Origin of the sequence: Photobacterium pectinilyticum (assembly GCF_024357955.1) — a bacterium.
In the GTDB taxonomy this organism is placed as follows: domain Bacteria; phylum Pseudomonadota; class Gammaproteobacteria; order Enterobacterales; family Vibrionaceae; genus Photobacterium; species Photobacterium pectinilyticum.
This window is the reverse complement of the sequence record NZ_JANEYT010000019.1, coordinates 23,974-38,577: the sequence shown is the minus strand read 5'-3', so window position 1 is coordinate 38,577 and position 14,604 is coordinate 23,974. Positions and strand designations below refer to the sequence as shown.

The 14,604-nt window shown below is 43.6% G+C and carries 11 protein-coding genes; 5 read left to right on the top strand and 6 right to left on the bottom strand.

The features are described 5' to 3' along the window. Positions 1-156 precede the first annotated feature (156 nt). Positions 157-1,155, top strand: a complete 999-nt coding sequence (locus NHN17_RS10320; protein WP_255042339.1) for a substrate-binding domain-containing protein — start codon at positions 157-159, stop codon at positions 1,153-1,155. Positions 1,156-1,192: 37 nt separating this feature from the next. Beyond that, the gene (locus tag NHN17_RS10315; RefSeq protein ID WP_255042338.1) at positions 1,193-1,786 is read left to right on the top strand and encodes an HD domain-containing protein; all 594 of its coding nucleotides are present in this window, start codon (positions 1,193-1,195) and stop codon (positions 1,784-1,786) included. A gap of 40 nt (positions 1,787-1,826) precedes the next feature. Here the strand turns inward: NHN17_RS10315 and NHN17_RS10310 are convergent, their stop codons facing one another. Both NHN17_RS10310 and NHN17_RS10305 read right to left on the bottom strand, forming a co-directional pair. Beyond that, positions 1,827-2,090: a hypothetical protein gene (locus NHN17_RS10310; protein ID WP_255042337.1), complete on the bottom strand. Its 264-nt coding sequence runs from the start codon at positions 2,088-2,090 to the stop codon at positions 1,827-1,829. A 329-nt stretch (positions 2,091-2,419) separates the two neighbouring features. After that, entirely contained in the window at positions 2,420-3,844 is a 1,425-nt protein-coding gene (locus NHN17_RS10305) for a glycoside hydrolase family 1 protein (RefSeq protein WP_255042336.1), read from the bottom strand. A 260-nt stretch (positions 3,845-4,104) separates the two neighbouring features. Between NHN17_RS10305 and NHN17_RS10300 the strand changes: the two genes are divergently transcribed. Both NHN17_RS10300 and NHN17_RS10295 read left to right on the top strand, forming a co-directional pair. Next, positions 4,105-4,821, top strand: coding sequence for a GntR family transcriptional regulator (locus NHN17_RS10300; RefSeq protein WP_255042335.1), 717 nt, complete (start codon positions 4,105-4,107; stop codon positions 4,819-4,821). A gap of 389 nt (positions 4,822-5,210) precedes the next feature. Next, entirely contained in the window at positions 5,211-5,399 is a 189-nt protein-coding gene (locus tag NHN17_RS10295) for a hypothetical protein (RefSeq protein WP_255042333.1), read from the top strand. Between the two features lie 473 nt (positions 5,400-5,872). On the opposite strand, the gene galM is transcribed toward NHN17_RS10295, so the two are convergent. The 4 genes from galM to galE form a co-directional block, all read right to left on the bottom strand. After that, positions 5,873-6,958, bottom strand: coding sequence for a galactose-1-epimerase (gene galM / locus NHN17_RS10290; RefSeq protein ID WP_255042332.1), 1,086 nt, complete (start codon positions 6,956-6,958; stop codon positions 5,873-5,875). A gap of 28 nt (positions 6,959-6,986) precedes the next feature. Beyond that, positions 6,987-8,150 (bottom strand): galactokinase, encoded by a 1,164-nt coding sequence (gene galK, locus NHN17_RS10285; protein WP_255042331.1) that lies wholly within the window; start codon positions 8,148-8,150, stop codon positions 6,987-6,989. Between the two features lie 29 nt (positions 8,151-8,179). Next, positions 8,180-9,253, bottom strand: coding sequence for a UDP-glucose--hexose-1-phosphate uridylyltransferase (locus NHN17_RS10280; RefSeq protein WP_255042330.1), 1,074 nt, complete (start codon positions 9,251-9,253; stop codon positions 8,180-8,182). Between the two features lie 105 nt (positions 9,254-9,358). Continuing rightward, a complete protein-coding gene (gene galE / locus NHN17_RS10275; protein WP_255042329.1) occupies positions 9,359-10,369 on the bottom strand; it encodes a UDP-glucose 4-epimerase GalE in 1,011 nt (336 codons plus the stop codon). 486 nt (positions 10,370-10,855) lie between these two features. Between galE and NHN17_RS10270 the strand changes: the two genes are divergently transcribed. Further along, positions 10,856-13,990: a sensor domain-containing protein gene (locus tag NHN17_RS10270; RefSeq protein WP_255042328.1), complete on the top strand. Its 3,135-nt coding sequence runs from the start codon at positions 10,856-10,858 to the stop codon at positions 13,988-13,990. Positions 13,991-14,604: the final 614 nt, after the last annotated feature.

Genomic DNA, 14,604 nt, shown 5'->3' with positions numbered 1-14,604 from the left:
ATAACAACGATCATTTGGTAACGGTTACACTTCTTTTCTCCTTGATTTTTAATAAATATAGTAAGTCGCACTGATTTTCACTGCAATATGATTGCACCCGTTACACAGTCGGTGTTTAATAGGCAGCAAGTTTGATTTGAGCTAGGATGTGTAGCCATGGCTACGATTAAGGATGTGGCCAAACTGGCCGGTGTTTCCGTTGCAACGGTATCACGCGTGATCAATAAATCACCCAAGGCCAGTAAGGCCTCAATTTCATCAGTGACACAGGCGATGAAAGAGCTTGGCTATCGTCCCAATGCCAATGCCAGAGCCTTGGTTAACCAATCCACCAATACAATTGGCGTAGTTGTCGGCGATGTCTCTGATCCCTTCTTTGGCTCCATGTTAAAAGCCATTGACCAGATAGCACGGCAAAACGGCAAGCAAACCCTGATCGGCAATGGCTATCACAACGCCACGACCGAAAAAGAAGCCATTGAACTACTCATCAACAGCCGTTGTGAATCACTAATCATTCACAGCAAAGGCCTGAGTAATCAAGAGCTGATTGATTTTGCCAATGAGGTGCCGGGAATGGTGGTTATCAACCGCTATATTCCTGAAATAGCCCATCGCTGTATTGCACTCGATAACCATAAGGGCTCATATCTCGCGACTGAATACCTGATCAAGAACGGCCACCAGCATATCGGTTACGCCTGCTCAAACCATGACATTGAAGATACCGAGCAGCGCCTCGCCGGATACCTCGATGCACTGCGGGCTTATAACCTACCGACCGATAACAGCTACATTGAATACAGCTCACCCGATGAAGCCGGTGGTGAGCATGCGATGATGAATCTACTCTCCAAAAATCTGCCAATTACGGCGGTTGCCGCTTACAACGACAACATGGCCGCAGGGTGTTTATCGGTACTGGAAGAAAACGGCCTTACCCCACCACAAGATATCTCTCTGATCGGTTTCGATGATGGTATCATCGCAAAATATTTGAGCCCGAAACTAACCACAGTTCGTTACCCGATCAACATCATGGCAGAGCAAGCAGCGAACCTATCGTTGTCATTGGCAAAAGGTGATGAAAACAAGGCGTGTACCCGGATGTTTGTCCCTACCCTCGTACGACGCTTGTCCGTCACCCAGAAGTAACGCGATCACAACGATCGAAAAGCAATAAGAGGAATGTATGCTTAATCTCGACAAACAGTTGGCTTTTATTAATGAATTGGATCGCCTAAAAGCGGTCTACCGCAAAACCATGGTAAAGCCAGATAACAATCGCCAGGAAAACAGTGCGGAGCACAGCTGGCACATTGCTCTTATGGCACAAGTACTAAAGGACTATATCGAAGAGCCTGTCGATGTGAATCGCGCAGTCATGATGCTACTCATCCATGACATCGTTGAGATTGATGCTGGTGATACTTTTGCTTTTGCCGAGCAACATGAACTAGACGGCCAAGAAGAAAAAGAAGTGGCTGCAGCCAACCGTTTGTTTGGACTACTACCAGAAGCGCAGTTCAACGAAATGAAATCGCTATGGCTGGAATTTGAACAAGCTGAAACCGCTGATGCCCGCTTTGCCAAAGCGATGGATCGCATTTTGCCGTTGATCCAGAACATGTCCAACGGTGGTGGTAGCTGGGTAAAGCACACAGTAACCAAACAGCAAGTCCTAAACCGTAATGCGTACCTAGAAAAAGTGACGCCTAAACTATGGCAATACGCTTGCGAACAAATAAATTTAGCCGTTAAAAATGGCTGGCTGATCGACAACTAACCGTTGTTATCACTAGCATATAAAAAAGGCCAAAAGACACCTAATTGTCTTTCGGCCTTTTTATTACGGTAATATTAATAGTAACAAAAATACGGCCATGCTCATCAGTAGTAAAAGAGCCGGTACCAGGCGCATTGGTAGTAATTGTCACGTTACTAACTGGGGTGCCATTATCACTCACTTTTACCCAGGCTCCCTCGTTTTGTGGTGTTACATCAAGGTTTAAATAGGCCATCACTGGTGAGCTTAGTAATACCGCCGCAGTCATCATAGTACCTGTAAATTTAAGCATCATTTTCTCCATTTGAAGATTCGTTTAGGTTCGGAGTTAAATTTAGCAAGAACACTAAGATAGATAAACATTGAGAATTAACCATGTCGTTAGAATTATTCGAACATGATTTTTCGCCCTGATAATGATTCACTATTGAGAATCATATAACTTAATAACATCGTAATTTACTGATAGCTATTGATTTAATGCGTAATAATTACAAAATATAAATAACAACTCATATAAGCCGTTCAATCGTTCAACGATATCAATTCCGTATTAGAACAATAAATGATTAGAAATAATAAAACCCATGAATTACCATGGGTTTATAACGAGACTATTGCGAGAATATCTTCCTAATCTAATTGCTTACCATTGGACTGGATGACTTTCTGATACCAGTAGAAACTGTCTTTTTTATAACGCTTTAGTTCTTTCTCGCTCTCTTCGTCACGGTCTACATAAATAAAACCGTAGCGCTTAGCGTAACCATTTAGCCAGCTAAAGAGATCTTGGCAAGACCATGTACAGTAACCGATAACCTCACAGCCATCGTCAATAGCATCTGAAATCGCCTCAACATGGCGACGAAGAAAGTTGATTCGGTAATCATCGTGTACCTTACCTTCTTCCGTCAACGTATCGAAAGCCCCAAGGCCGTTCTCACTGATAAGAATAGGAAGCTCATAGCGAGAGGTAATTCGGCGCAGTGCAACACGCAGACCGTTTGGGTCAATCGCCCAGTTCCAATCCGTCATATCCAAGTATTCATTATCAGCGCGAGCAAATAGCTTATCGGTAGGAATGTCACTGATTTCAGAAACAACTGATACTTGAGAAGCATTCCCTGTTTGCGCGGTGCTTTGTTTATTCCCTGCAGCAACAAAAGTCGCAGACTGATAGTAATTCAAGCCCATGAAGTCACATACACCCGCCGCTAACAGCTCTTTATCTCCCGGCTGGAAGTCGATATGGATGTTCAATGTTTCCAACCGCTTCAAAGCAATTTTCGGATAGCGGCCTTTGGCATACACATCCATCCAGAACAGATCTTGCAACTCTTGTGCATCTTCTGCAGCGATGACATCTTCAGGTTTCGCTGACTGCGCATAAGCTGGGCTATAGGCAAAACTGGCACCAATTTTGGCCTCGATACCCATTTCACGGAATTTCTTCACTGCACTAGCATTCGCGAGGTTGGCTATATGATTAGCATTAATAAAACGCTGGAAGTCAGACACTTTCGGTGGATGAATTGCTTGCAGGTAACCCAAACTTGTAAAGATGTTCTGTTCGTTAAGGCTGACCCAATATGGCACTTTGTCACCATATTCTTGGAATAGGATCTCGCAGTAACGGGTAAAGTCTTCAATGATTTCACGGCTCTCCCACCCTTGATAATCATCTTGTAGCGCCTGAGGTAGATCCCAGTGGTAAACCGTCAAAATTGGTGTTATGTCATTAGCAATCAGGGTATCGATAACTTTGTGATAGAACTCCACACCTTTCGGATTTACCGAACGGCCATCAGTCATGATACGCGGCCAAGACACCGAAAAACGGTATGCTTGCAGGCCCATTTCCTTCATCAAGGCAATGTCTTGTTCAAAGCGGTGATAGAAATCAATAGCCACTTCACCTGTGGTATTTTTGAAGGTGTTACCCGGTACCCGGGAGTACACGTCCCAAATGGAATCCCCCTTTCCATCGAGGTTTGCAGCTCCCTCAATCTGGTACGCTGCCGATGCACTTCCCCACAAAAACTCATCTTGAAAACTCATATTTCACCCTATGATCTGCCCTGCAATCCACTTTCGTGGCCTAGGTCATGACTGTTAAATGTATTCACTATGCAAAAAAACACCCTTGCGATTTGTTGCAAACAGCGTCGATAGAGAAACACTAAACAAAACCATATGGTTTTACATCAAATCAAGACCAAAAGTTAGATGTTAATCACACTTGGTGCGTTTTTGGGCGCTGCCATCAAAGCAAATTTAAGGTATTCTGCTCTTCCACCCTAAACAGATATAGAACAGTAATGAGCAAATATCAGGCTATCTATCAGCAACTTAAAGCTCGCATTCAATCTGGTGAATACAGCCCTAGTGAGAAACTGCCTGAAGGCAAAAAACTCGCCGCCGAGTTTGACTGCAGTGAAATCACATTGAAGAAAGCGATGGATATTCTGGTGAAAGAAGGAATGGTTGTACGAAAAAGAGGGGCCGGTTCATTCATTAAAAGCACACCGCCACAACAACCAGACAGCCACTTACTAGGAACCAAGTTACGTTACGAAGGCACGGGGAAGAAAGTCGCTACGGAGGTAAAGCAATTTCGAATTGTCGAAGCCAACCATGAAACTTCCGAGCTCGTTTGTGGGGCTATCGGTGATCATCTTTATGAAATCACCAGGATACGTTCAATCGATGACCAACCAACCATCGTTGAATATACTTATATGCCAGCTGCCGTTGTGCAGGGGTTAACTTTGGAGCAAGCTGAAGATTCAATCTATGGCTATATCACGAACACCCTAAACCAAGGGATCCACAGTGCTAATCTGACGATAACTATAGATAAAGCTAACCACCAAGAAAGCCAATGGTTAATTATTCCTGAAGGTGAGCATTTAGTGAACGTATCGCAGCGCGCTTACTTGGATAACGGACAACTTTTTGAGTATTCCGTTGCCAAACACACTTGCGAATCTTTCAAGCTGTCAACGACCTATGTGAAATCGCTGCAGTTGAAGTAGTTGATATAGCGCCCAACGGTACTGTTACGACGAGGCGCTTCCCCCGTGACTTCAAGGTAGACGACGAATGTTGATAAGCAAACGTCAGATTACCGAATAGCCACTCACATCCAACATTCAGCCCATGATGCTCAAGGGACGATAGAGCAGCCTAGTCGCTACATTCCAGCAATCTATTGGCTGGTTTACCTTCTCGCCAAACGAACCTTTAAGGTTTGGCCTCCAAATGAATCAAGCCCTGAATTTTGCTGGGCTTCTTATTTCGTGCGTTAGTAATCATTATGCGAAACACTTAATACCCAAAATTATGCGTTAATGACCAAGATCAATTAATTGCAAATCAGTTGGCCGTATGTTGGATACATGTTAATCAAAAAGGACGAACGTATATGGAGCTTATTCAAGACCCAAGATGTTATACCGACATCTGTATAGACGGAAAATGGTTTCACCATGACCACTGCACCGATACAGCCTACATGCTTTGGGGCGGCACTACCCCTCACATACAATTAGACAAAACACCAAAAACCGAAAACGAACTCATTGACCTTCTCAATCATGCTAATCGCGGTTAAGATCCATCAAGAGAATGACTTATTACCTAATACAGCTGGTACTCAAATAAAAGTACCAGCTTGTACCATTAACAACCAAATGTTCGCTTATTCATTACTAACAAATCGCTTTCCTAGCCTCGTGAAAACGAAGTAAATAGGGACATAAATAACAAGTAATATCAATGTATCGACTAGGAAGTGTAGCTCTTTCGCCCCCAAGAAAGCGCCAACACAGAAGTTCTTAACCGTTATTGCACAAAAAACCGACACAAAAGTGACAATAAAATTCATCGTATTTTTTTTCATTCTTCAACCAATTACACATCCCACATATCTTTGCGGGAGTATACCGCTTGCTAAAGAAAATCGCACAATGTTGAGCCGAACGTATGACGTACATCGCGACTTCGCTAACTCTCCATGTCCAAAAAAAGCCCACTCACTTGAGCAGGCGAACCCCAATTTAAACAAAAGAAAACAAAAGAAAACAACTAAAAAGTAAAACGGTAACCTGTGTAATGGGCATAGGTTTGATTTGGGCGTAAGATGCTCTCTCCCGGCCATTCTGGGTGGTTTGGTGCATCAGGCAGGTACTCGGTCTCTAAGCAAAAACCTTGATGAATACCATATACCCCTGACGTCCCCTTAATACCGGACAAAAAATTACCGGTATAGAGTTGTACCGCCGGCTTGGTCGTTTGCACCGTCATTGTTACTTTTTTATCCGGTGAAACAGCCTTGGCAAAATCTTGAATACCGTTTGCTAGTTCAGACGATAAAATGAAGGCATGGTCATACCCTTTTGCTAATAACTGCTCGGGATCGCTCAGCAAATCTTGTCCAATAGTCTTACTTTCACGAAAATCAAAACCCGTTTGTTCAACCGATTTCAATTCTCCAGTCGGGATCCCTACTTCAGACGTCGGCACAAAATAGTCAGCTTTGATCATTAATTCATGCTGCAAGCAATCTTCAATTGAAGCTTCACCAGCCAAGTTGAAGTAAGCATGGTTGGTCAAGTTCACCGGGCATGGTTGATCACAGTTTGCCTGATAGCTAATGGCAACCGTATTATCAGCCGTAAGTTCAAATGTGACTTTTGCTTCTAATCTGCCAGGAAAGCCTTGATCACCATCTTCTGAGACTATGCTTAGTTCCAGTTTTGAGTCGCTGTGCGAAATAACACTCCAACGACGTTTATCGAAGCCGTCAGGCCCACCATGCAAGGTGTTACCCGCTTGGTTGGTAGTAACTTGGGTTGTTTTCCCCTCGATGGTGAATTGACCATTCGCGATTCGGTTGGCATAACGCCCAACAGTGGCTCCCAAGTACGCACTTTGCGCCTGGTGATCGGCCAAGGTTGCACAGCCGAGTATCACTTCACGAACTTCGCGCTTCTCAGCGATGTCTCCACTCACAGGCACAGTACAACTTAACCAAGTTGCACCGATATCCATGAAGGTTGCGGTCATTCCCGATGCATTGATCAGGGTGAACAGATTGGCAGGGCGGCCATCATAGGCCACCTCCATGGTCATGGTTTCATGCAGCGCTAACACTTTATGAGGTAGTGTCATATTCATTCCTTATTTGAGTTATCTCAACTTAGGCAAGTGCGCCAGCACCAGCTTTTGCTTTACACACATAAATCGTTTCTTTTAGGCCAGTCTTCGCTTCATATTTTTCAGCAAGTACGGCTGCCACTTCATCAACCAATGCCGGTGGCACAATAGACACAATACAACCACCGAAACCACCGCCGGTCATACGTACCCCCCCCTGATCGCCAATGACCTCTTTCACGGTATCAACAATAAAATCAATTTCAGGGACAGTGATTTCAAAATCATCACGCATTGAAGCATGAGATTGTGCCATTAGCTCACCCATACGCTTCATATCGCCTTGGCTTAGAGCGATAGCCGCTTCTTCTGTACGGTCGTTTTCAGTGATCACGTGACGAGCACGTTTGGCAACCATTTCATCCAATTCCTCAACACGGGCGTTGAACTGCTCGATAGTAACGTCACGTAGCGCTTTCACACCGAAAATACGTGCCGCTTCTTCACATTGTTCGCGGCGAGTATTGTACTCACTGTCGACCAAACCACGTTTTTTATTAGAGTTGATAATCACTACTGCCATATCTTCCGGCATTGAAACCGCTTTGGTTTCTAGTGAACGGCAGTCAATTAGCAAGGCATGGTTTTGTTGACCTTCGGCAGAAATCAACTGATCCATGATGCCGCAGTTACAACCTACGAATTCGTTTTCTGCTTGCTGACCATTCAGTGCAATTTCCTGCTGGCTAATTTCAAGCGCGAATAGAGTCTTGAACGTTTGGCCAATGACCACTTCCAGTGCCGCTGATGAGCTCAAACCTGCGCCTTGTGGAACATTACCGCTTACCGCAATATCTGCACCTGTGAATTCGTAACCACGCTCGCGTAGACACTTCACCACCCCTTTGATGTAGTTAATCCACATGCACTCTTCATCAAAAGTGATATCAGCCGTGAGATCAAACTCTTTGGTTTGGTTGTCATAATCAACAGAAACAACACGTACGATGTTGTCATCACGACGAGCAGCAGCAACAAACGCTTGATAATCGATCGCACACGGTAGTACAAAACCGTCATTATAATCAGTGTGTTCACCAATTAAATTTACACGGCCCGGCGCTTGGATCAGATGAGTCGCCTCGTAACCCAATACGGAAGAGAATGATGTATTAACAGCGTCAATAAGCAGTTGTGTTTTAGACATAATATATTCCTATCTTTCTGTTGGGTTACTTATTTATTATTTGAAGTAGTCATTTCACGGTAATGTACGTCACTAAGGGCACACAGTTTGTCTGCCGCCTGCTCTGCTGTCAGATCACGCTGACTTTCAGCAAGCATTTCATAGCCCACCATAAACTTACGCACGGTGGCAGAGCGAAGCAGTGGCGGATAGAACAGCGCATGTAACTGCCAATGATCTGTCGAAGTATCACCGTCTTTGAAGAACGGCGCATAATGCCAGCCCATAGAATAAGGGAAGGAGCACTTGAACAGGTTGTCGTAGCGACTGGTCAGTTTTTTGATCGCCACAGCCAGATCATCACGTTGTTCGTCAGTGAGATCATTCATACGACGAACATGGGTTTTCGGCATCAACATGGTTTCAAATGGCCATGCAGCCCAGTAAGGTACAACAGCAATCCAATGCTCTGTTTCAACCACTGTGCGTGAACCATCAGCCATTTCTGCTTTTGCATAATCCACTAGCAAGTTTGAGCCTTGCTGTTGGTAATAAGCGCGTAAGTTTTCGTCTTTGCGTGCAATTTCATTAGGTAAAAAGCTATTTGCCCAAATTTGACCATGTGGATGCGGCTGTGAACAGCCCATTGCTGAGCCTTTGTTTTCAAATGCCTGTACCCAAACGTATTTTTCACCTAACTCTTCAATTTGATCGTTCCAAGTATCAATAACTTTACGAATCATACCGACAGGAAGCTCAGGGAGAGTTTTGCTGTGATCCGGCGAAAAACAGATAACACGGCTCAAACCGCGTGCACTTTCACAGCGAAACAGAGGATTGCCTGACTCAGGCGCATCAGGCGTATCTTGAGTTAAGGCTGCATGGTCGTTATTGAACACATAAGTGTCAGCATAATCAGGGTTTTTGTCACCTGATACTCGGGTATTGGTCGGGCACAGAAAACACTCGCTGTCATACGTTTTGTCTTCCGCTAGCTCTGGGGTCTCATCAGCCCCCTGCCACGGACGCTTGGCTCGGTGTGGTGAGACCAGAATATATTGACCAGTCAAAGGATTGTAGCGACGGTGAGGGTGGTCTACGGGATTAAATTTTTGTTCAGACATTATATAAACTCGCAACTACAGGTTAACTGTAAAAAAATAAAAATAGGAACAGGCAAACATAGGAGGGAAAGCGCTGCCTGCGCCCCAAAATCATAGAGAGACTAATTAATAGCCGTTCGGGTTTTCCGACTGCCAGCGCCAAGTATCAGCAGCCATCGCAGTGACATCAATTTTCGCTTCCCAGCCTAGATCAACGCGTGCTTTTGCTGGATCAGCCCAACATTCTGCGATGTCACCAGGGCGGCGTGGACAGATTTTATAAGCGACATCATGGCCGCATGCATGACTAAAGGCATCAACCATCTCAAGTACACTGCTACCTTTACCTGTGCCGAGGTTGTAGATATGAAGGCCAGCCTTTTCACCCACAGCCCGCAAGGCTGCTATGTGACCATCGGCCAAGTCCATAACATGTATATAATCTCGAATTCCGGTACCATCTGGAGTTGGGTAGTCATTGCCAAAGACAGAAAGGTATTCGCGACGGCCTACCGCCACTTGAGCAATAAACGGCATCAAGTTATTAGGGATACCTTGCGGGTCTTCACCCATAGTGCCTGATGGATGAGCACCAACAGGGTTGAAATAACGCAACAGCGTTATGCTCATTTGTGGAACGGCGACCTGAATATCACGAAGACACTCTTCCACCATATATTTACTGCGGCCATATGGATTAGTCACTTGACCTGTAGGCGTCGTTTCTTTGATTGGGATCTCTTTAGGATCACCATAAACCGTTGCTGATGAGCTAAATACCAAGCTGTTTACCCCAGCCTGTTTCATAGCATCCACCAGCATCAATGTGCCATGAACATTGTTGTCGTAATATTCAAGTGGCTTTTCAACGGACTCACCCACCGCCTTCAAGCCAGCGAAGTGGATAACAGAGCGAATATCATTCTCAGAGAAGATCTGATCTAAAATCTCACGGTCACGGATGTCACCATGATAGAAAGCCGGCTTTGCCCCTGTCAGTGCTTCAACTCGCTCAAGCACAGCGTCTTTACTGTTGCAAAGGTTATCCAGAATGATTGGCTCAAGGCCTGATTCAATCATTTGTACACAGGTATGGCTGCCAATATAGCCCATACCACCAGTTACCAACACCTTCATCACTCTCTCCTAATTCACTGCCAATGACTCACTCAGATATAGTCACTTCAGAAATAGTCACTTCAGAAATCACAACGTCTTGTTCCTAACTGCGGACAATTTTAACAACAAGCATAAAATGAAATCTGTGATCATCCCCACACAGTGTAAACGTTTCCACAAAATCTCACCACTATCGTCAGCATCCAAGCTATCAAAAAACAGAGAATAAGTGAGGCGCAAATCGAAAAAGACTAAAATACAAGCATTTAAATGTATATTTAGGCACCATATCAGATTCAATCTGCGAAATAGGCATCGAAGATAAGTGAAAACGATTAACTACAAGAGAAAGAGAGCGTCCTATTCGTATAAAAGTGACACAGCAGACAAATTTGTATATCCAAGCTATGCGTTACGATGAATATGTCTAGTTTTGCCTACTCTTATGCACCAACAGGTACAAAAAGACTATACTAACCATGTTGATATGCGTCATGGTGAAGTATGAAGACAGCGATAATACGGTTTTTACTCTTTTTTATTCCCCTACTGACTATTACGTCTGCGTCTATCTTTTATATCTACAATGAAGATTTAAACCAGCTCAACCAACGTATCCAAGATCGTGAAAATAGCCGTCACCAGTCTTCACTCCATATTACTCGCTTGCATTTCGCCCCAATTATTGAAGATTTGAGGTACTTAACAGAGAAAGCCAAAGAACTTTCAGAAACATCATTAGGTATAGAAAGGCAGCACGAGATTCTAACAGCCAGCTTCCAGCGCTTATCAACCACCCGTCACTATTACGATCAAGTTCGGCTTCTCAATGCCGAGGGCCAAGAAGTTATCCGGGTCAATAAAGTCGGTGAGACTGCAGCAGTCCTTCCTTCTAATCAGCTTCAAGACAAAAGCCAGCGCGACTATGTCAAGCAGGCGTTAAGGATCCAGCCAGGCAGTTTCTATACATCCCAATTTGACTTAAACCAAGAAAATGGTCAAATCGAACTCCCTCATAAGCCTATGTTGCGCTTTGTCAGCCATTTCAAAATAAACGGACAAAGCTGGCTAATCACCCTCAATTACTTAGGGATTGACTACCTAGAAGAGCTAAAAGGTCAATACGGTTGGGATCACGTTCAAAACTGGTTGGTCAATAATCACGGACAATGGCTACTGGGGCCAACATCTGATAGCGCATGGCAATTCATGCCCTCCATCAACAAGCCCGAAGAGGAAGATTTCAACACCCGTTATCCACAGCTATGGCAAGACATAAACCTTAACGATTCGGGGCAGGTCATCATTGATGATCACCTCTATACTTTCACTCGTTTTTTTTCAGGTTCTGCTTTCAGTGGAGAAAACAGCTTCACCTTGCCTTTTCAAGGCTCAGATTTACCATGGACCATCATTTCACGCGTCAATATGACAGACGCGGTCACCGAGCTGGCTTTTACCCAAACGCGAATATTAAAGCTGGTTATCTTTACAGGGCTGATCATAAGCCTGGTATCAGGCTGCTTGGTGCTGGCTTGGCATTTATCTCAATTACTCAATGCGCAACGTAAGTTGACACTGAAGATTGAAGATACAGCCTTGCAGTATGCAACAGTATTACGTCATGTGCCCGACGGTTTAATAACTCTTGATCAAGACATGAAAATTGTCACTGCCAATAACGCAGCCATACAAATTCTATCCTTAGGTAATAAGGAAGTGATCGGCTGCACCTTGACAAAACTACTACCCGGTTCACAGTCCCGGCGGCAAGTCGAAGCGATTATAGAGCAACTCCATCAACTAAGAGAAAAAAAGCAGCCAACAATCAAAATCCGGCTGCAGTTTAACAACCTGAAAACAAAACATATAGAAATCATCGCAACCGAAACGACCTACAGCTCAAGCCGGGAGATTTTACTAAACCTACGAGATGTAACCTACTGGATTGAACGGGAAGAAAAACTCAAGAGTATGTCGCGGGCACTTGAGCAAAGTAATGATGCCATCATCATTACAGACCGCAGAGGCGTAGTGGAATATGTAAACCGCTCTTTCGAAAAGCATAACGGGATAACATCTAAAGATATTATCGGCAAACAGTCCAACGAACTGCTGAGAAACACACTCAATAACCTCAACGACGTCAAACATGTCCAAAAGCAGTTAAAAGAGGGTCATGTCATTGAGCGGGTTATTGCGCATAAGCAGGGTGATGAGCAAATCATATACGAAGAAAAAACCATTGCACCAATCCGAAATAGTCGCGGAAAGATCAGCCATTATATATCTACGGGTAAGGATATAACGGAACGTGTCTTATTTGAAAACCGCTTACATCGCTTGGTTCATTACGACTTATTAACTGAATTGCCAAACCGCACTTTACTGCAACAGCAACTCTGTGCGGCAGTGAAATGCAATAAGATTACAGGTGAGAATATCGCCCTTCTCTCATTGGATTTGGATTACTTCAAGCAGATTAATGACTCCTTAGGTCACGCTGTCGGTGATAAAGTGATCAAAACAACAGCCAAGCGTATCCACCACCTATTAAGAGAAACCGATTTCCTTGCAAGGCTCGGTGGTGATGAGTTCGCTATTTTACTGACACAAAGTGCCAAACTACAGAATGTCACCACTATAGCCACTCGCATTCTCAAGTATCTCTCTGCCCCACTGGTCATTGAAGGCAAAGAGTTATTTTTGACCGCGAGTATCGGAATTAGCGTCTTTCCTGATGATTCTGATGTGGCTGAAAATCTCAGCAAGTATGCAGATATCGCTCTATACAGAGCGAAAGAACAAGGTCGCAATCAGTTTTGCTTCTACACACAAGAAATGGGTGTTAACAGTATTCTGCAAATTCAATTAGAATCAGAACTTCGCCGAACAGTCGGTTCAGATCGCTATGAGTTTTTCTACCAACCCAAAGTCAATGCCAGTGATCATCGTGTATGCGGTGTAGAGGCATTGCTGCGTTGGCGTAATGAATACGGCGAGCATGAATCGCCGCTTAATATTATTCCTATTCTTGAGCGCTCGGGTGTCATTATCGAGGCAGGAGAATACCTGATAAAAAAAGCATGCCGACAATTAAAAGCGTGGCAATCCAATGATATTTATCTTAATTTTGCTATTAATATCTCAGCTCAACAGTTATTAAGCTCTAATATTGTCGAGACTATTGATAAGGCTATCATTCAAAGTGGTTGTGATCCGCAGTATCTCGAAGTAGAAATCACCGAGACCGTTATCATGTCAGATGTCGATACCGCTCTCGATAAATTAATTAAACTTGAAGCACTGGGTGTAAAGATTGCAATCGATGATTTTGGAACCGGCTACTCCTCGTTAGCTTACCTTAGCCGCTTCCCTATCCACATACTCAAAATTGATCGTGAGTTCATTAAAGATCTCCCCTGGAATAAAGATAACATTGCCATCACCCGCTCTATTGTAGAACTAGCACACAACCTAGATATGCAAGTTGTCGCTGAGGGTGTCGAAACTCAAGCTCAATGTGATTTTTTAACCAGTATCGGAGTAGAAGAATTCCAAGGGTACTTCTTCGGCCGTCCCCAGCCTGTTAATGAGTTTGAACAGCATTATCTTCATACTAATGAAAGTACTGTGTAAGCTTGAATGGCGCTTGCAGCGTAATTAGTACGCAGCAATCACCTAATTATTCGAATTCTTGGTCGCTATATAGATAAAACAGCAAAAAAATTGATCTCACACTGATTATATACGCTGTTTTATTAACCACCACTCCCAGTAAATCAATCAAAGCTGTAGTTTAAGAGAGTCCGTGATAAAAAAATTCAAAAAAATATTGATATAAAAGCACTCACAGAGGTGATTATTAAGCCTAATCACCCTATTTGCTTACAAAACAGTCGACAAATTTAGTGGTGTAACATATTAATTACAATACTTATTAGTTTATATATTCCGCCGTTTCCGTATAGATATTCATCGCTTCAGCATTAGCCTACTGATTTTAAAGCAGACATGTTTACGCCTTAAGACTTTTCTTATTTTTAAACCTTATTATCAACACAGAAGCACCAACATCATCAATGAGAACACATCAATAACAAAGCACACCATAGCTTTGCTTGTTAATATACACAAACACCAAAATCAAAACATAAACAACCAACCCGCAACCACGGGTCTACACTATTGAAGTTGAAATGGCAATATAGGCAGTCGCCATTTTAGGGGGTAAAATTAACGCCTAAAAAACA